At 62.4% G+C, this 18,636-nt stretch carries 12 protein-coding genes and 1 tRNA gene; 6 read left to right on the plus strand and 7 right to left on the minus strand.

From position 1 onward, the window contains the following. Nucleotides 1-138: 138 nt before the first annotated feature. On the minus strand, nucleotides 139-1,560 hold the full coding sequence (locus CAK95_RS08380) for an MFS transporter (RefSeq protein WP_086087504.1): 1,422 nt from the start codon (nucleotides 1,558-1,560) through the stop codon (nucleotides 139-141). A 175-nt stretch (nucleotides 1,561-1,735) separates the two neighbouring features. Between CAK95_RS08380 and CAK95_RS08385 the strand changes: the two genes are divergently transcribed. Both CAK95_RS08385 and CAK95_RS08390 read left to right on the plus strand, forming a co-directional pair. Next, nucleotides 1,736-3,364 (plus strand): sensor histidine kinase, encoded by a 1,629-nt coding sequence (locus CAK95_RS08385; RefSeq protein WP_183044285.1) that lies wholly within the window; start codon nucleotides 1,736-1,738, stop codon nucleotides 3,362-3,364. Between the two features lie 78 nt (nucleotides 3,365-3,442). Further along, nucleotides 3,443-3,868 carry an acyl-CoA thioesterase gene (locus CAK95_RS08390; RefSeq protein WP_157699570.1) on the plus strand — a complete coding sequence of 142 codons (426 nt, stop codon included), beginning with the start codon at nucleotides 3,443-3,445 and terminating at the stop codon, nucleotides 3,866-3,868. Between the two features lie 113 nt (nucleotides 3,869-3,981). Here CAK95_RS08390 and CAK95_RS08395 read toward each other — a convergent pair whose 3' ends face one another. Next, complete coding sequence (locus CAK95_RS08395; protein ID WP_086087507.1) at nucleotides 3,982-5,562, minus strand: 3,4-dehydroadipyl-CoA semialdehyde dehydrogenase; 1,581 nt, start codon at nucleotides 5,560-5,562, stop codon at nucleotides 3,982-3,984. 255 nt (nucleotides 5,563-5,817) lie between these two features. On the opposite strand from CAK95_RS08395, the gene CAK95_RS08400 reads away from it, so the two are divergent. Beyond that, a complete protein-coding gene (locus tag CAK95_RS08400; protein WP_086087508.1) occupies nucleotides 5,818-6,414 on the plus strand; it encodes a TetR/AcrR family transcriptional regulator in 597 nt (198 codons plus the stop codon). 19 nt (nucleotides 6,415-6,433) lie between these two features. After that, complete coding sequence (locus tag CAK95_RS08405) at nucleotides 6,434-6,721, plus strand: YciI family protein (protein WP_086087509.1); 288 nt, start codon at nucleotides 6,434-6,436, stop codon at nucleotides 6,719-6,721. Between the two features lie 23 nt (nucleotides 6,722-6,744). Here CAK95_RS08405 and CAK95_RS08410 read toward each other — a convergent pair whose 3' ends face one another. Continuing rightward, nucleotides 6,745-8,100, minus strand: coding sequence for a flavin-dependent oxidoreductase (locus CAK95_RS08410; protein ID WP_086087510.1), 1,356 nt, complete (start codon nucleotides 8,098-8,100; stop codon nucleotides 6,745-6,747). Nucleotides 8,101-8,495: 395 nt separating this feature from the next. Here CAK95_RS08410 and CAK95_RS08415 point away from each other — a divergent pair, with 395 nt between their 5' ends. Together CAK95_RS08415 and CAK95_RS08420 are read left to right on the plus strand one after the other, a co-directional pair. Beyond that, on the plus strand, nucleotides 8,496-10,475 hold the full coding sequence (locus tag CAK95_RS08415; protein ID WP_245303672.1) for an autotransporter assembly complex protein TamA: 1,980 nt from the start codon (nucleotides 8,496-8,498) through the stop codon (nucleotides 10,473-10,475). Between the two features lie 71 nt (nucleotides 10,476-10,546). After that, entirely contained in the window at nucleotides 10,547-14,782 is a 4,236-nt protein-coding gene (locus CAK95_RS08420) for a translocation/assembly module TamB domain-containing protein (RefSeq protein ID WP_245303673.1), read from the plus strand. A gap of 4 nt (nucleotides 14,783-14,786) precedes the next feature. Here the strand turns inward: CAK95_RS08420 and CAK95_RS08425 are convergent. The 4 genes from CAK95_RS08425 to CAK95_RS08440 all read right to left on the minus strand — a co-directional run bounded on the left by CAK95_RS08425 (nucleotide 14,787) and on the right by CAK95_RS08440 (nucleotide 18,632). Next, nucleotides 14,787-14,861 (minus strand) — tRNA-Thr (locus tag CAK95_RS08425). 80 nt (nucleotides 14,862-14,941) lie between these two features. After that, the gene (locus tag CAK95_RS08430; RefSeq protein WP_086087513.1) at nucleotides 14,942-16,534 is read right to left on the minus strand and encodes a heme biosynthesis protein HemY; all 1,593 of its coding nucleotides are present in this window, start codon (nucleotides 16,532-16,534) and stop codon (nucleotides 14,942-14,944) included. 13 nt (nucleotides 16,535-16,547) lie between these two features. Further along, the gene (locus CAK95_RS08435; protein WP_086087514.1) at nucleotides 16,548-17,801 is read right to left on the minus strand and encodes a COG4223 family protein; all 1,254 of its coding nucleotides are present in this window, start codon (nucleotides 17,799-17,801) and stop codon (nucleotides 16,548-16,550) included. Between the two features lie 120 nt (nucleotides 17,802-17,921). After that, on the minus strand, nucleotides 17,922-18,632 hold the full coding sequence (locus tag CAK95_RS08440) for a uroporphyrinogen-III synthase (protein ID WP_086087515.1): 711 nt from the start codon (nucleotides 18,630-18,632) through the stop codon (nucleotides 17,922-17,924). Between the last annotated feature and the right edge of the window lie 4 nt (nucleotides 18,633-18,636).

Raw genomic sequence — 18,636 nt, forward strand, 5'->3', positions numbered from 1 at the left:
AATCATAAACGTGGTCGATTCCAATATAGTAGAGGATGATGTCATCCGAAAACCGCTTGGCACTTTTCGGCATCATGCTCAAGGACCGGTATTGACCGAATTGAAGCGCCCGCTTTCCACGGCGATGAGCGGATCAAGCTAATCGGAAAAAGAGAGTGGCTTCGCAACCTCTTCCAGCGGTTTGCGCTCGGCGGCGACGCCGAAACGCAGTGCAATCACAGCCGCAGCAATCATGAGAAGGGCGGCAAACAGATAACCGCCGAAGACCGTTGCCCGCGAGCCGGTGTCGATCAGATGCCCGAAAATGAATGGCCCGGCGACGCCGCCGATGCCGGTGCCGACCGCATAGAAAATGGCGATGGCCAGCGCACGGATTTCCAGAGGGAAGCTCTCGCTCGCGGTGAGATAGGCCGAACTTGCCGCGGCCGAGGCGAAGAAGAAGATCACCATCCAGCAGAGCGTCTGTGTGGTGGCCGTGAGAACGTCCTGCATGAAGAGATAGCCGGTCAGCGCAAGCAGAAGACCGGACATGAGATAGGTGAAAAAGATCATTGGCCGGCGGCCGATCGTGTCGAACAGGCGGCCGAGCAAGACCGGGCCGAGGCAATTTCCGAGCGCGAATGGCAGGATGTACCAGCCGACCTGATTGGCGGCGATGCCAAAGAAGTCGGTCAGCACCAACGCATAGGTGAAGAAGATCGCGTTATAGAAAAAGGCTTGCGCGGCCATCAGGATCAAACTGACACCCGCGCGATTGCGATGGACCAGGAAGAGAGTCTGTGCAGCTTCGATTAATGGCGTGTGACTGCGCGGAATAAGACGCACGCGCGGCAGCGGCTTTGTAGGGCGTATATAGCCGTGGATGCCGTCTTCAATGCCAGCGACAATTTTTTCCGCTTCTTGCGCACGGCCATGTGTCATCAGCCAGCGCGGACTTTCCGGCAGCCACATCCGCATGAAGAAGACGATGACGCCGAGCGCCGCGCCGATGAAGAACGCCAGCCGCCAGCCGAATTCGGGGTCGATATGGGCGGGATCGAGCAGAATGATCGAGCCCAGCGCGCCGATGGCGGCACCGACCCAGAAGCTGCCGTTGATGACGAGATCGGTCCAGCCGCGTACGCGCGCGGGGATCAGCTCCTGAATGGTTGAGTTGATCGCGGCATATTCGCCGCCGATACCGGCGCCTGTAAAGAAGCGGCAGAGTGCGAAGGTCCACAAATTCCAGGTCAGGGCTGTCGCGGCCGTTGCCGTGAGGTACACGCCGAGCGTGATGAAGAACAGCTTCTTGCGTCCCAACCGGTCGGTGAGCCAACCGAAGAACAACGCCCCGATAACAGCGCCGGCAAGGTATGCGCTTCCGACAATGCCGATATCGGTGTTGTTGAATTGGAGAACGGGACTATCTTTGAGTGCACCCGATAAAGCGCCCGCCAACGTGACTTCGAGGCCGTCGAAAATCCATGTAATACCAAGCGCGACGACAACAAGTGTGTGAAACCGGCTCCAGGGCAGGCGATCGAGGCGCGCCGGAATATCGGTTTCGATCGCCTCACCCATTCGTCACCATCGGCTGAACAAAGGTCCGGGACGCTAACATAAAAATCTTTCCGCCTCCATCTGCGGCCGGACTTCTTCGCAACGCGGATTCAATACGATAGGTTCAATACGGTAGGTATTGACGAGCTGAATTTTGATGCCATTGCGCGACCGCACGACGTTCCGAGAGCAAGTGATGCCGCGGGTTTTGCTCGCGCTGCTGATCCTGGCCGGGGTGTTGCTGTCGGTCTACATCGCAAATCAGGAAGCGAGGCAGTATCGTACGGTCGAGCGTCTGCGCATCGGCGAGATCATCGATTCCCATTTCGGTACCGTCAGCGAGCATATTCTCGCGCGCTCAAGCCTCGCCAAGACCGTCGCGCGGTTTTTCGTTCCGCCGCCATTGTCGACACCGAGGGCGCTGGGCGCCTTTGGCGATCGTGCCCTCGGGCTGGCGCCGGACCTCACCACGATCGGTTGGCTGCCCGAGGTCGTCGATCCGCCGCAGGCGGCCGAGGTTTTGCAGGCATTGCGGGCAGCCGGGGTGGAGCAGCCGGGATTTCGTGGCCCCGGCGACAAGCCGATCGATCCCGCGACACTGAAGCGGCCGATGTTTCCGATCGTCGATATTGCGCCGGAGAAAAACCGCTTCGTACTGGGAGTCGACGCGGGTGCATTTCCGGAACGGCTGCAAGCCATCCTGCAAGCGAAAAGGAGCCATGACGTGAGCCGGACCAGGCCGTTGAGCCTGGTGCAATCGCCGGACGAGCGTGCGCTGCTGCTCTATGCGCCGATCTATGACGAAGGCGGTGGCTTTCTCGGCGTGATGGGCTTCGGCTTCCGGATCGATCATTTTTTCCGCAACGCACTGTCGGCGGGACGAGTGCCGAGGGGCGCGACCGTCAGCGTGTTCACGCATGACATGACCCAGCCGCTGTACCGTTTGACGGCAGGCGGTGTGGACGATACGCCGAAGACGCCCAGCGCACTGTTCGAACGCAAGATGGAGTTCGGCAACAGCGAGTTGCGATTCGTCTATTCGGTGCCGCGCAATCTGTCGCGAGAAGGATTCATCCGCGGCCTCTGGATGGCGAGCGCCGGTTTTGCGCTGACAGGCGCGTCGGCGCTGTTGCTCGGCTTCATCTGGAACAGAGCCAATGCATTGTCCGAAGAGGTCGCGTCGCGTCGTTCCGCCGAGGACCGTTTGAAAGTCCTGATCCACGAACTCAATCATCGCGTGCGTAATGTGATGGCGGTGGCGCAAGCGGTGGTGCGTCTCAGCTTCACGCCGGGATTGAGTCTTGCTGAAATTCAGAAGACCGCGGAAGGCCGGTTGCAGGCGCTGGCGCGCGCCTTGTCGCTGTTGACTGACAGCGACTGGAAGAGTCTCAGTCTGCAAAGCCTGATCTCCGAGGAGATCATTCCCTTTGCCGGGCGCATTTCGATGGATGGTCCCGACATTGCGTTGAGGGCCCGCGCGGCGCAGACCTTCGCGCTGCTGTTCTATGAACTTGCGACCAACGCGGCCAAGCACGGCGCGTTATCGGTACCGGACGGCAAGGTGGATCTGACCTGGCGGATCGATAACCTTGGCGGCGATCCGATTTTCCATCTGCACTGGAAGGAGAGTGGCGGCCCCCGTGTCGATGCGCCGTCACGTCGCGGCTTTGGCGAGTTGCTGGTGCGGCGTATCGCGCCGCGCGATGTGGCGGGGAAAAGTCAGGTTCGCTACGATGCCGACGGTTTCGAATACGAGCTCGAAGCGCCGTTGCAGGAACTGATCGGCCCGCAGAAAGACGAAGATGCTCCTCAGGCGCGAGCGTAGTCGGCACCGGTAAATTGACAGCTCCACCTCTCTGCGGCATCGAAGATCCAGAAACTAAAAAGGAGCGAGGGACGAACCGTGGGTAATTTCGTCAGCAAGCGGCATTTCAAGATCGAGTGGGGACATTGCGACCCGGCGGGGATCGTTTTCAATGCACGCTTTTTCGAATTCTTCGATACCTCGACCTGGGCGATGTTCGAGTCAGCGCTCGGCGTGAAGCAGCAGGACCTCGCCAAAACATTCGATATCCTCGGGATCCCGCTGGTCGATGCACGTGCCACCTTCAGCGTGCCGGCCAAATTCGGCGATACCGTCGAGATGCATTCCCAAATCAGCGAATTCCGCCGCTCGAGCTTCGAGATCCGGCACCAGATTTTCGTCGACGGCAAGCTCGGTGTCGACGGCAGCGAGACCCGCGTGTGGGCGATGCTGGATCCGAAGACCGGTCAGCTCAAGACCAAGCCGGTCCCCGATGATGTGATGGCGAAGTTCAAGGCTGCTTGAGTACGCCGCGTCTAGAGCCTCTCCGGCTTTGATGGAATCAAAGCCGGGACTCTCGCTTTTTGTTTTGACGCGTTTTCTTTAGCGAACCGGTAGTCACTTCGCTCGAAAACGCTCTAATGCAACGCGAAGGCTTTCGCCTGCAGCTCCGCTAGCAGATCGGTCGAACCCTGCACCGCCAGCCGCTGATGATAGAAACGAAGACCGTGCAATCCGCCAAGCTCTTCGCCATTACCGGCGCGGCCGGGACCGCCGTGATTGCATTGTGGCATGACGATGCCGTGCCCGGTCTGCGTATCGGCAATCGCGCTTTCCACCATCAGCAGGCGGCCGTGGCCAGGTCCGATCTCGCCAACAGCGCGCACGAAGAAACCGCGATCTTCGCCGTAGACTGACGCCACAAGCGAACCGCCGCCGCGCGCGACGAGGGCAAACGCTTCCGCTTCGCTCTTGTAGGGAATGATCGTCGCCACTGGGCCGAACACTTCGATGTCGTGCACGGCATGTGTGCTCGACGCATCGGCAACGCGCATCAGTGTCGGCGCAGCGAACGCGGATTTGTTTGGATCGATGCCGTCAATGGCTGGCGCCGTCGCGCCGCCCGTCAGAATCTCGGCTTCCTTTGCGAGTTGGCCGATGCCATCGAATGCGGCTGCTTGCTGACTGCGCGTGACCAGCGGTCCCATGCGGACATCCTCGCGGCGCGGATCGCCGAGTGTCGTTTTCTTCAATCGCGCCAGCAGCGCTTCGGCAACTGCATCGGTACGCTCTGCCGGCACGAAGATGCGGCGGATTGCGGTACATTTCTGCCCGGCCTTCACCGTCATTTCGCGGCTGACTTCCTTGACGAATGCGTCGAACACCGGCTGAGCTGCTGCCACATCCGGCGCGAGCAACGCCGCATTGACACTGTCGGCTTCGACATTCACGAGCACGCCACGCGAGAGGATATTCGGATGCCGGCGGATTTGCGCCGCGGTGCCGGACGAGCCGGTGAAGGCGATCACATCCTCTCCCGTCACATGATCGAGCAGATCGCCGGCGCTGCCACACAAAAGATTGAGCGCACCTTCTGGCAACACTTTTGCGGCGATCACGTCGCGCACCATCGCATGAGTCAGCATCGCCGTGGACGATGCAGGCTTTGCGAAGACCGGCACACCCGCGAGCAGCGAGACCGCTGCTTTCTCCCAAAGACCCCAACTTGGAAAGTTGAAGGCATTGATATGCACCGCGACGCCATGACAGGGCGTCAGCAGATGGATGGCCTGGAAATTTTCCGCCTTTGCCAGCCGCACCGGCTTTTCATCGAGCAGGAATTTGGCATTGCCGAGCGGTGCCCCGAGCCGCGCGTAATATTTCAGCGTGCCGATGCCGCCGTCGATGTCGATTGCCGCATCAATCTTGGTGTTGCCGGAATTGGCGACGGCGATCGCTTCATATTTCGCGCGGTTGGCGATGAGCGTATCAGCCACGGCGCCGATCAGCTTGGCGCGCTCGGCGAATGACAGTGCGCGCAAAGCCGCGCCGCCGGTCCGGCGTGCGTGATCCAGTGCCGCTTTCAAGTCGAGCCCGCGCGCACTTGCGGTGGCAAGCACGGTGCCGTGCACCGGATCGACAAGCTCGGTTTCGATGGTGTCACCACGCCGCCAGACGCCTGCGAGATAGCTTTCGAGTTGTTCCGGTGTGTCGCGCATGTCTTCAACCTCTTTCCGCCCAAAGGCTGCGTATAGCGCAACGCCTTTGCGATGCACCAGTAAATCCCGGAGGGGTCGTTCATCGCAGGCTTGAGACGGAGGCTTGACTAGCTTGGACAATCGTCCTAATTAACTGGGACGGTCGTCCTACGCAGATCTGCGACGACACTTGTCAGTCGGATGGGCGTCGTCGCCGATGGTCGGTGCGCAGGCGCTTGCAGTGATGGGTCTCTCATGTCGAGGAGAAGGTCTTTCATGAACGGCACCACCCGCGATCACATCATCGAGGCTGCCGATCAGCTCTTTTATCAGAAGGGCTATGAACACACGTCGTTCGCCGACATCGCCGATGTTGTGCAGATTTCGCGCGGCAATTTCTACTATCACTTCAAGACCAAGGACGAGATCCTGGACGCCGTCATTGGCTTGCGTCTGTCGAATACTCAAAAAATGCTGGACCAATGGGAGGCTGACGGAAAAAGCGCAGCGGACCGCATCCGAAGCTTCATCCAGATCCTTATCATGAATCGGGCGAAGATCATGCTTTATGGATGCCCGGTCGGCACCCTGTGCAACGAACTCGCGAAACTTGATCATGCCGCGCAAGCCGAGGCGAACAAGATCTTTGCGCTGTTCCGTAATTGGCTCAGCCGCCAGTTCGCGCTGCTGGGTCGCGATGCCGATGCTGATGCATTGGCGATGCACCTTCTCGCCCGCAGTCAGGGCGTTGCCACGCTGGCCAATGCTTTTCGCGACGAGGATTTCATCCGGCAGGAAGTCGCACAGATGAACGGCTGGCTGGACATGCAATGCACCAGCAAGCGACGCGCATCAGCCCACCGCTTCACATAAATCAAAGAGGACCATCGGAATGTTTATCGTATTGCTTAGATTTTCCAGCAACAAGGCCAAAGCCCCGCAATTCATGGATAGTCATAATGTGTGGCTCAAGCGCGGCTTCGAAGACGGCGTATTCCTTCTAGCCGGCAGCCTTCAGCCTAAATCTGGCGGCGGGATATTGGCACACAACATATCGCCGTCCGATCTTCAAACGCGGGTGAATGAAGATCCGTTTGTTGCCCAGGATGTGGTCAGCGCCGAAATTATCGAAATCGCGCCGGCCCGGACCGATGCACGGCTGGCCTTTCTCGCGGGCTGATCGACGATCTTTGCAGCGCGGCTTCAACCGTGCGCCTGCCTCTCGTGATCAGCCTGAAGATCTTCTGTGCCGACACTGGAATTTGAACTTCCGAGTGCCTGCACACGTGCGTCTTCGGCAATTGTCCGTGGCGCATTGTTGAGCGTTTCGATGGCAAAGCCAGCGGCGGCTTTGTAGCCAGCCATGAACGCGGCGCGTTCGTTCGCGGGGATGACGTCGTCGATGTTGTCGAATGTGCCGCCGCATCGTTCGTCGACGATATTGAGCAGGCCGAACGGCCCAGCCCCGCGATTGCGCAGCACGAGCTGCGAGATTGGCCCGCACAGCTTCTCGTCATAGGCTTTCAGTGCACCGGGCGTGACGCCATGCTCAATCATTGCCGCGCCCAGCACGCGCGCATCGACGATGGCCTGGCTCGCGCCGTTTGAGCCGGTGGGGTACATGGCGTGAGCAGCATCGCCCAGCAGCACGACGGGACCATCGCGCCATGTCGGAACGGGATCGCGGTCGATCATCGGATTCTCGAAGGCGGCGTCGGACTGCCTGATCAACGCTGGCACATCAAGCCAGTCCCAGACCCAGTTCTCGAAATGATGCGCGAAATCGGAGGTCGGCACCTGCCGGAACCAGCCGAGCTGTTTCCAGCCCTCGGCATTGTCCATCGTGACCTCGGCGATCCAGTTGATCATCGAAAGGCCGGTCTGCGGATCGGGATGGGAAATAGGATAGAAAACGACGCGCTGACGATGTGTGCCAAGACCGACGAAAGATGCGTCGGTGCGGATCGGCCGCGCCCGTGTCGTGCCGCGCCACATCACCGCGCCGCCCCAGTGGATCGGCGGCTGGCCGGGATGCATCTGCGCCCGGATCGCGGAGTGAATGCCATCGGCGCCGATCAGCAGCGCGCCCTTTTGTTCGAATGTCGTCCCGTCCGCGCCTTCAACAAAGGCGCTGACGCTGCCGTCATCGTTCTTGCGATAACCGGTGACGCGGCTGCCGAGCCTGACCGCCTGCGGGCCCATCTGCTCCACCACCTTCTGGTGGAGCAGCATGTGAAGCTGGCCGCGATGGACCGAATATTGAGGCCAGTTGTAGCCTGCCAGAAGCCCGCGCGGTTCTGAATAAATGTCGTTGCCGTTCAACCCGACCAGCGCCCATTCCTTCGCTGGCACGCCGATACGGTCGAGGTCGGCTTGCGCAATGCCGAGATCGTAGAGTTCTCGCACGGCGTTGGGCTGCAGGTTGATGCCGACGCCGAGCGGGCGCAATTCGTTCACCGCTTCGAAGACGACGCAAGGCGCGCCGATCTGATGCAGCGTGAGCGCAGTCGCAAGGCCGCCGATGCCGCCACCGGCGATGATTACAGGATGGTTTGTCACAGGCCCGGCCCGAGCTTCCTATCGTACCTGTCTTTATCCCCGAGCCGGTCACCGGGGCAAGCGGCGCCGCGCGAAGCGAAGCCGACGCGCAGCACAGCTGACGCCTCTTCTAAAGAGGCCGCGACATATCGCAGCACGGGCCATTTGGCCGCGAGCGCCCGTCGTGCGATTTAGACGAGCGCTTTTGGTACCATCTTCCCGTAAACGCATCTCTCGTGCGCCCCATCGTATGAAGTGGGTTGATCTCAAACCGCACTCCGGTTTCATAGAGTGAGGCACAGCTGTAGAAGAACTGAAGAGGCGCGCGACGGATGAAATTCCCCTGCCATTGCTACCCGTCGGCTGATTGTCCGTCGTGCGGTTCTGTTGCCTGACAGTATTGCCAGACGGGCCTGATGAGACATTCCGACGCTTGGCGATCATGGCCAGCTAGCAATACCGGCGTTCGCAGGAAGATCTGCATCGGCGTGTTCATGGCCGCGCTGTTGTTCGCCTCCCATGCGCATGCGGATGAACCGACCTTCTTCGAGCAGGCGGTCGCCTGGTTCAATCCAGACAAGGGACCTGCCGACACATCCGCGCCCGATGCGGTCCCATACACCGTCACCTTCGAGGTCGTGGGTGCGGAACGCTCGGTCCGCTCGGCGGTCACAGACGCTTCGAACCTAGAGAGCCTGAAGCGTCAGGCGCCTGCCGGTGCTGCGGGCCTGATTCGGCGCGCCGTCGCCGACCGGGAGCGCATCCTCGTCGCGCTTTACAGCGAGGCCCGCTATGGCGGCAGAGTGACGATCAAGGTTGCAGGGCGAGCGCCTAATGATCCGATGGCGTTCGAGGCGGTGAACACGGCCCGCCACGCCGGGCCGGTACCGGTCACGGTGCTGGTGGAGCCGGGGCCGGTGTTCAAGTTCGGCACCGTGCGCGTGGTTGATGCCGCAGGCCGGCGCCCCCTGCCCACGGCGCCGACGCCAGAGCAACTGCGCCTTGTGACCGGCGAGGTGGCCCGCGCCACCGACATCGCTGGCGCCGAGCGTGTCATCGTCAACAGTTTCCGTGACAGCGGCCACCCCTTAGCCCGCATCGCCTCCAAGGATGTTGTGGCGGACCATGCCACCAAAACCTTGGACGTAACCTTCGTTGTGCAGGCGGGGCCGGTAGCGACGTTCGGCACCTTCACGGTGTCCGGCACGCAGCGGCTGAAGCCCGGCTTCGTCGAGGAACGCATCGACATCCAGCCCGGCGAACCCTATTCACCCAAGCGTCTGGCCAGGTTGCGCAAGCGCCTCAGCGAATACGAAGCCATCGCCAGTGTCCGTCTGCGTGAGGCGGACCAGCTTGATGCCAACGGGCAAGTGCCAATCTATGTGGAAGTCACCGAGCGCGACCCGCGCTATGTCGGCTTCGGCGCCAAATATTCCACGACCGAAGGTTCGGTGGCGAATGTCTTTTGGGGCCACCGCAATCTGTTCGGCGGCGGTGAGACATTGCGGCTCGATGCGCAGGTCTCCTGGTTCGGCAGCACGCCGGAAGCGGTGCCCGATGCCGATCCGTTTGGATACAAAGTCTCCACCACCTTCGTGAAACCCGGCATCTATACGCCCGCCGACGATCTCATCGCCCAGGCGTCGGTACTACGCGAAGTGACCAACGCCTATGTGCGCGATGCCGCCACCTTTCTCGGCGGTGTACGCCACCGCTTTAGCGACGAACTCACCATGCAGGTGAGTCTCGATCTTGAGCAGTCGCGCGTGCAAGACGCGAACGGCACCAAAGATTACTCCATCGCCGGCATCCCGGTCGATGTGGCCTACGATACCACCGACAACCTGTTCGACCCCTCGCAAGGCATCCGTTTCAATGCGACGTTCGAGCCCTTCGCCTATCTCGGCGACAGCGGGGCCGGACCATTCATGATGAAGGGCGCGCTCTCCGCCTATCGTGCCCTTGATGAGGACAATCGCTTTATCCTTGCCGGCAAGGTGGCGGCCGGCAGCATCGTCGGTGCGAGCCTGTTCGATATTCCTGCCCAACGCCGTTTCTATGTCGGCGGCGGCGGTTCTTTACGCGGCTACGACTACCAGTCGGCGAGCCCGCGCAATGCGCAGGGTGACATTATTGGCGGCCTGAGCTTCTTCACCGCGTCAGCGGAGGCGCGGATCAAGATCACCGACACGATTGGTCTCGTGCCTTTCTTCGACATGGGCGCGGCTTTCGCCTCCGAAACGCCGGACTTTGACAATTTACGTTATTCCGCTGGCATCGGCCTTCGCTACTATACGGCACTTGGTCCGATCCGGTTTGACTTCGCGGTCCCCCTCAATCCGCGGGATGGGGATTCCCATTACGGCTTCTACATCAGTCTGGGACAGGCCTTCTGAGACAGACTCCTCGCCTCTCAAGCCGGCTTCTGCGCTGGCTCAGTCTGACGGTCGCGACACTGGCGGTTCTGTTGGCCGTCATCTTCGCTGCGATCCAGACTGGCCCCGGCAAAAGGATACTGGCTTCGCTCGGCGGGACGCTCGCCTCGGGAAACGGACTCACCGTCACCGTTTCGGATATCGAGGGCTTCATCCCTGCCAATATGAAAGTCGGCTCGGTGACGCTCGCGGACCCGCACGGCGAGTTCGCGCGGATCGAAGACCTGCACCTCATCTGGAATCCTCTCGCGCTTTTTAACGCCACGCTCGCAGTGGAGTCGCTGCAAGCCGCCAAAGTCAGTCTCGTTCGCAAACCGGACCTGCCGCCGGCGCCCGAAAGCGAGGACAGCGGCAGCAGCGCGAGCCTGCCGCTGCGCATCGCGCTCGACAGTTTCACGGTGAAAGAGATCGACATCGCCGAGCCGGTGGCTGGACAAGCCGCGACGTTCGGCTTCACCGCCTCGGCGCGGCTCATGGAGCCGGCGCGAGGACTTTCGCTTTCATTCATGCTCGATCGCCGCGATGCTGAAGGTGTTGTGAAGGGCACCATCGGTTATGTGCCCGATACGCAGATGCTCGATATCGACGTGCAGGCACGCGAACCTGAGGGCGGGTTGGTCGCGCGTCTCGCGAACATGGATGGGCTTCCTGCGGTTGAGGCCGAAATCAAGGGTAGCGGTCCTATCGACACCTGGAACGGAACGCTCAATTTCACCGCGGGCGATGCCGCCAGGATCACCGGGGCAGCCGGTGTCCGCCGCGAAACAACGGGCCATAAGGTGACTGTGCGCATCAATGCTGATGTGCAGCATCTGCTGCCCGCGAACGTCGCCTCTCTGTTTGAGGGCGTGTCCGAGATCACCGCCGCTGCGCTCATCGATGATGACATGCGCATCGACTTCGAGACGTTCATCATTCGCGCGGCTGGCTTCGGTGTCAGCCTCGCCGGCTCCGTGGATCACGCGGCGGAGACAGCCGATCTCGCCTTCAACGCGACCGGCGGAGACGCGGTGCGCTTTGCGACGCTTCTCCCTGACGCTGCCTGGAAAAACTTGCATCTCAAAGGGACGTTGCGCGGCGCCTTTGCTGCTCCAACTGCGTCGGTGACGTTGACCGCTCAGGACTTCGGCGCGGCCGGATACGGCACGAGCAGCCTCGATGTTCGCGCCGGAACGATGCCTGATGGCAAGGGCGGACTCGCCTGGAAAGCGGATGGAAATCTCGACGGTCTGAAAGGGCGCGACGCACAGACCACCGCAGCACTTGGCGAAAAGGGCACCTTCTCTTTCTCCGGTACTGTGCCAGCAAACGGAGCACCATCTCTCGCGAATGCGAATGTGTCTCTCGTCCCGCTTGACCTTCGCTTCAGTGGCCGGGCAGCGGCAGACGCTATCGAGGGCGCGTTGCAGTTGACCCGGCTCGATCTCGCCGCCCTGTCCCCGCTTGCAGGGCGACCGCTGCAGGGTAGCGTAACGCTCGATGCCAATCTCAATCCTGGCGATGCTCAGCACATCATTCGCGCGCGGGTGAACGGAGCCTCAAAGGACGTCGTCACCGGCATCCCAGCCATCGATGGCCTGCTCGGCGGCAATGCGACACTTGCGGGTGGCGTTGCCTATGGCGCGGAAGGGGCAGTGGCGGTGGATAAACTGACGCTCAACGCGATCGGTCTCAGTCTGAGCATGAATGGGCGCATCGATCGCAAGGTCGCCGACCTTTCCACCCGCGCAACGCTGCCAGACCTCAAGCGCGTCGATCCCCGCCTTGAAGGACGCGCCGAAGCGGAGGCGACATTCGAAGGCAATCTCACGGCCCTTGCTGCGAAGATGCGCCTGACGGTGCCGAAAGGCCGCGCAATGGGCGAGGCCCTGGAAGCGCTTACGCTGCATCTCGATGTGCGCGACCTCACCGGCCGCCCCGGCGCAGATGCGCGGCTTACCGGCCGCATCGGCGGCAAACCTGCGAACGGCACTGGCAGCTTCTCCAGTGCCACTGGCAACAGCAGTGCGCCGCACGCTTTCGATGTTGCGATCGGCTCTGTGGCGGCGAAGGGCAACGTCAATGTCAGCGCGGAGGGATTGCTCGACGGAAAGATCGCGTTCGACGCCCGCGATCTTTCCGATCTCTCGGCTCTTGCTTTGACCGAACTCACGGGCACCGTGAAGGCCGATCTCGGCTTCACGGTCAAAGACGGCAAGCAGCACATCGCCGTCAACGCGGTGGCCAGCAAGCTGCGCGCGGCGGGGACTACACTCAATGCCACGCGCATGGATGTCTCCATTGTCGATCCGGCCGGTGCACCGACGCTCAATGGCAAGATGGAGTTGACCGGCCTCTCCGCTGACGCTCTGCGTGTCGACAAGGCGACGCTTATCGCGAACGGTGGCGACGACGGCGCGACCACGCTCAAGCTCGACACCACAGCGCAAGGCGCCGTGCTCACCGCATCGGCGCGGCTCAACGTGAGTGCGGCGACGACCGCCATACGGCTCGACACCTTCCGCGTCACCAAAGGCCGTACCAATCTTGCCTTGTCGGCACCGGCAACCTTCACCCACGAGAGCGGCGCCCTGGTCATCGATCGTCTTGCGCTTGTCACCGGTGGCGGCAGCGCCACGGTGCGCGGCAAAGCGGGCGAGACTCTCGATCTCGACGTGGATCTGCGCAACCTGCCGCTCGCACTCGCCGCGCTTGCCGATCCCAAGCTCGATCTGTCGGGTACGCTAAGTGGCAAGGCGAAGGTCTCCGGTCCAGCAGCCACACCGAACGGCAGCTACGATCTCACCATCTCCCGCATCAGCATGCCGGATCTCGCACGCTCGGGGGTCGGACCTCTGGATGTCAAAGCCAAGGGCGCGCTGAACGCCGGCCGCGTCGGACTCGATATCGGCGTTTCCGGGCCTTCGTTGTCGGGCGTCTCAGTGACCGGCTCGGTACCGATGGGCGCCGGGGCCATGGATGTGAATGTGAAAGGCAGCGTTGCGCTTGGCATCGCCAATGCCATGCTCGCCACGTCGGGCGCTCGCGCTTCGGGCCATGCGATCATCGACGCCAAGATCCAGGGTACGTTTGCTGAACCGCGGGCCGGCGGCACTGTGCGCATTGCCGGAGCCCGCTTCGACGACACTGTCAACGGGGTGACGCTGGACAAGATCGAAGGCGTGATCACGGGGACCGATCGCTCGGTGACGATCACATCTCTCAACGCGCGCACGCAGAATGGCGGCAGCGTCGCGGTGAAGGGCAATGTCGGGCTCGATCCCGCCAGCGGCTTTCCCGGCAAGATGGACATCACGCTGCAGAATGCGGGGCTGGTCTCCAGCGAACTGATGCGGCTCGTCGCCGACGGCCAGCTTGCCCTGTCGGGCAACTTCGCAAGCCGGCCTCGCGTGACGGGACGCTTCGACGTCAGGAGCTTGGACATCAACATCCCGGACAAGCTTCCCGGCGGGGGCGACATGCTGAACGTGCGCCACGTCAATGCTGGATCGGAACAGGACGATGCCAAGCGTAAGGCAACCAAGCCACCCGCAGCGAAAAATCGCTCCAAGCCTACAGACACAGCCTTCGCGGCCGATCTCGACCTCGCCATCAACGCCGACAACAATGTGTTCGTGCGCGGCATGGGTGTGGAAGCCGAAATGGGTGGCAACCTGACCCTCAAAGGCACCAGCGTGGCGCCGGTGACGGTGGGAGCGTTCGAGATGCGGCGTGGCCGGTTCGACGTGCTCGGCCGCCGGCTCGATTTCACCCGCGGCAAAGTGGCATTCAACGGCACGACAGATCCAAACCTCGACTTCATCGCCGAGACGAAGAGTGCCGACGTCACAGCCAAGATCTTGATTTCGGGGCCCGCTTCGCAACCGCAGATCAGCTTCGCGTCGACGCCCGAGCTGCCGCAAGACGAAATTCTGGCGCGCCTGCTGTTCAACAAATCCGCCGGCTCCCTCACCGCCAGCCAGGCCGTCACGGTGGCGCAAACCGTCGCCCAGTTTTCCGGCGGTGGTCCCGGCATGTTGGAGAATGTGCGGCGCTCGCTCGGGGTCGATAGCCTGGACGTCGGCATGGATGAGGCCGGAACCGGAGGTCAGGTCGGCGTCGGCAAGCGTCTGAACGACCGGGTCTACCTCGGCGTCCGGCAGGGCACCTCGCCCGGCTCCAGCAAGGCGACGATCGACATCGACATCATCAACAATATCCGCATTCAGGGGGCGACCGGCGCCGATGGCGGCACTGAAACTGGCATCAGCGCGCAATGGGATTATTAGAGCGTGGTGCCGGCGGAGGGATTTGAACCCCCGACCACCCGCTTACGAAGCGGATGCTCTACCACTGAGCTACGCCGGCCCGACTGCAATGCGGCAAGGCAATCCTGATAGCGGGCCGAACCCGAATTTACAAGGCAAAGCCGCGTCCGTGCGCCGATCTCAGAACATCCGTTTCCAGGCCGGCGCGCTGGCCGGCGATTCGGGCGTCGGATCGGTCTCGTGCTCCGGATTGGCGCCCGGATCGTCGGGCACGGGGGCGATGGGGACGATGGCTTCGGCTTTGACCGGAGCCGCGTGCCGGCGTTCCCGGACGGGCTCCGCGGCGGGACGAGCCGGTTCCGGCGGCAGGGGCTCCGCCTGTGTGACAGGATCGGGCGCCGGTTCAATCAGGGGCTTCGCGTCGATGACGGGGGCCGGTGGTGTCTCGATCTCCGAGGCGGCCACCTCATCCACATAAGGCGCGGCCGAGGCGATCTCCGCCACCGGCGCCTTCCATTCGAAGGCATCGATCCGTCCGCTCACCGGCGATATCGGCAGCCAGCGGTCCGATACAAAACCATCGGCCGTCCAGGCCGGATCGCGCAGGGCGTGCACCGCCCGCGCTGTCCATTCGCGGGCGCGGCCTTCATTGGCCGATTCGGCCTGTTCGAGATCGGCCATCAGCAAGGCAACGCGCTGCGATGGCTGGGCGAGGTATGGCGCAATGGCGCGGCGCGCCTCGGGGAATTCGCGTGCGTTAATTGCGGCGCGCGCCAGCGCGAGAGCGCCTTCGATATTGCCCGGGGCGAGAGACGCCAGTTTGCGGGCGCGGTTCAGCCGGTCGAGCGCCGAATCACCAAAGCGGAGATAAACATAGGTCTCGGCAAGATCGGGATGTGGCGAGACCTGCCACGCCCGTTCGATGACGCGGGTGGCTTTGCGCAACTCGCCATTCTCGGCAAGGAAGCGCGCCGCCAATGCCGCCGCCGGGGCGAGGTCGGGCGCAAGCTTCACCGCTTCGAACACCAAGGCCTTCGCCGTTTCGCGGTCGCTATCCTCAAGCGCGAGCGCATGGGCCGTCAGCAATACGGCGCGCTGCCGCTTGAATGTGTTGCGATCGAGCGCGCCCGACGCGCGGTTGCGCTCCAGCATGTCGAGCGCGCCGGCAAAGTCGCCGCTGGCGCAACGAATTTGCAGCACCGCTTGACCAGCCCACGGCAAGGACGGCGCGATTTTCGCCGCCTCTTCCGCATAGAGCCGCGCATCGGCCATGTCATCGCGGCGTTGCGCTTCGATGAACAAACCGCGCAAGCCGAGCAGCCTCGTCGGCTCATGTTGCGTCATGGCGCGGAATGTCCGCTCGGCTTCGGCGCGATCGCCGGCGAGTTGCGCCGATTGCGCGCTCAGCAACAAAGCCAGCGGTTCGTGAGGGGCGATCTTTCGCACATCGTCGGCGTGACGTTGCGCTGTGCGCGTATCGCCCGCGCCAACGGCGATCAAGCCGCGCATGATCGCACGGCGTCCGCGTTCCTCACGCCTGTTGCGCATCGCCGCCGCGATGCGTCCGGGGCTGCGCCACAAACCGCGCAAGATCGACCAGATGACGATGCTGGCGGCAATCACCAGCAACAGAATGGCCAGCATCACCATCAGCGATGTTTCGATGCGCCAGCCAAGCCAGGTGATCGCAACCTCGCCCGGCCGGTCGGCGATCCAGGTGACACCGAGCGCAATCAGCCCGAGAACGACAAGAAAAATCGCAACGCGGATCATTGATGGTTCCGCCTCACGAGCCGGACTTGGTGAGCGCGGTCAGCGCATTCTGCGAGAGCTCGCGCGCGGCAGCGATCGCCGCGTTGCGTGCTTCGGCCTTGGCAATCCAGCTTTGCGCCGGTGCACGCGCATCCGGTGGCAGCTTTGCGAGTTCAGCCAGCGCGCCGCGGATATCGGCACTCTCGGCGCGCACTTCGATGCGCGCCTTCACATTGCCGGGATCGTCACCGGCAATGTCGCCGGCGGGACGGACGCGCACGATTTTCTCGGCATTCGCCTGCAGCCGTTCGAGGAAGGTGCCTTGTGAAGCCTCCTGGGTGCGGGCCGTTTTCCAGATCACCGGCATCAGGCTCGCGAGTTCGCGGCCGAGTGCCGCCGCGGTCGGCACGCCGCCAGCCGCAAACGGCTCAAGTGTCGTGACGGCGCGGGCATCGGCAGAGAGCGCTTTTGCCGCCGATAATTCCGTGCCGAATGGCATGCCGCTCTCGACCGCATTGCGCAACGCCATGCTCACAATGGCGAGGCGGCTGCGGACATCGTCGACCGGTTCATTGGCTCTCCGCTTCAATTCGGTTTCGCTCGAGCGCGCGGTTTGTTCGATCGCCCGTGCCGATTGCTCCAACGTGGCGATGCGGCTTGTCAGCGTATCGATTTCGGCGCGCGATTCTGCCGTGGCAGGGTTTGTCTTCTGCGCGGCTTCGGCTGCGGCGGCTGCACTGGTTGCGCGTTCGCTCGCCTGACGGGCGATGGTGGCGATTTCATCGCTGCGCTTCTCGCGTGCCGCCGCCATGTCGGTTGCGGTTTTCACCGCAGCTTCCGCCGCCGCGATGCGGGCCAGCAATTGCGTATCTGGCTGCCGCGGCGCGGCGACTGCAGCCTCCAGTTTGCTCAACCGTGTCTGCAATTCCGGATTGGACGCGAATTGCGCCGGCGCGACCGCAGCGGTAGGCCCGAACAGGCGCCCCGCGAGCCATTGCGAGGCGCCAAAGCCGATGACGAAAAATACTGCAGCCGCCGCAGCCGCCGCGGCGATGACGGGCCAGAGTGAGCCTCCACGCTTGCTGCGCGGCGTCTCCGGTGCTGCATTTTCCTGATTCCAAGCTTCGTTGGGCGGCGGTATGTCTTCGGTTTCCCGCGCCGGCGGTACTTCTGTCTCAGGCGCGCTCGTTTCCGATGTGAACTCGCCCGCCTTCAGATCGATCGTGGCCGGACGTTTCGACCGTGGATCGGCTGCGCCTTCAGGTTTCATGGTTTTGTCATCCGTCATGGGCGCAGGTCTCCGGTCGCGAGACGAAAGACAGCCTTGAATCAGGCGGTCTGGGCATCTCTCGATAATAGACGTGATATATTGCAGCAACCAGACGTCAGGCTTCGTTAAAAATCAGGATTAAGAGATCAATTCCAGCATCGCCGCCTCATCAGGGCGAGCGGCAACGGCAATTTGCGTGGCGCCGATGTCCGACAAAGGCTCGGACGCGCGCCTTGAGAGACAAAAATGCTTCAAGCCGGCGGCGGCTGCCGTAACATTGCTTTCGCGCGCGCAGGCGACGAAGATTTCAGTGCTGCGCCGTGAATAATGCAGGACGCCGTCGAAACGTCCGGATCTTAATCCGTCGTTAATCTCGGTTGCGAAATGCGCAGCAGCCTTGGCGCGATAGATGACCACAATCTCCAGCCGCAAACCGGCTGGCGCAAGCTCGGCCGCCATATCGCGCGCGCGGTCATCGCCTGCGAGATACAGGAGTGGCTCAGCGTCGCTGGCCACGTGCTGCAGAATGACTTTGGCGAGATCACCGCCGTCGCCATTGGCCGACACGACATCATTGAAGCCCGCGCGTTTTGCCGCCGCCGCTGTCTGCGCGCCGACGGCAAAGCATCGCAACGATGCGAGCCTATCGTGCTGCGGATGCTCCGCGATGGCTCGCGCTGCGTTGCCGCTTGTCATCAACACGGCAGACCAGGGGCCTGCGCCGATCGATACATCAGGGATGTGCTCGATCTCCAGCATTGGCGCGAAGGCGACCTCATGCCCGCGTGCGCGTAAAGCCGCCGCTGTGCGTTCGGCTTCGAAGACCGGCCGTGTCAGCAACAGCCGCAACGGC

Origin of the sequence: Pseudorhodoplanes sinuspersici (assembly GCF_002119765.1) — a bacterium.
Classification (GTDB): Bacteria; Pseudomonadota; Alphaproteobacteria; order Rhizobiales; family Xanthobacteraceae; genus Pseudorhodoplanes; species Pseudorhodoplanes sinuspersici.

Coding starts and splice junctions, on each gene's coding strand:
- CAK95_RS08380 (WP_086087504.1), bottom strand. CDS start 1,560: ATGGGTGAGGCGATCGAAACCGATATTCCGGCGCGCCTCGATCGCCTG.
- CAK95_RS08385 (WP_183044285.1), top strand. CDS start 1,736: ATGCCGCGGGTTTTGCTCGCGCTGCTGATCCTGGCCGGGGTGTTGCTG.
- CAK95_RS08395 (WP_086087507.1), bottom strand. CDS start 5,562: ATGCGCGACACACCGGAACAACTCGAAAGCTATCTCGCAGGCGTCTGG.
- CAK95_RS08400 (WP_086087508.1), top strand. CDS start 5,818: ATGAACGGCACCACCCGCGATCACATCATCGAGGCTGCCGATCAGCTC.
- CAK95_RS08405 (WP_086087509.1), top strand. CDS start 6,434: ATGTTTATCGTATTGCTTAGATTTTCCAGCAACAAGGCCAAAGCCCCG.
- CAK95_RS08415 (WP_245303672.1), top strand. CDS start 8,496: ATGAGACATTCCGACGCTTGGCGATCATGGCCAGCTAGCAATACCGGC.
- CAK95_RS08430 (WP_086087513.1), bottom strand. CDS start 16,534: ATGATCCGCGTTGCGATTTTTCTTGTCGTTCTCGGGCTGATTGCGCTC.
- CAK95_RS08435 (WP_086087514.1), bottom strand. CDS start 17,801: ATGACGGATGACAAAACCATGAAACCTGAAGGCGCAGCCGATCCACGG.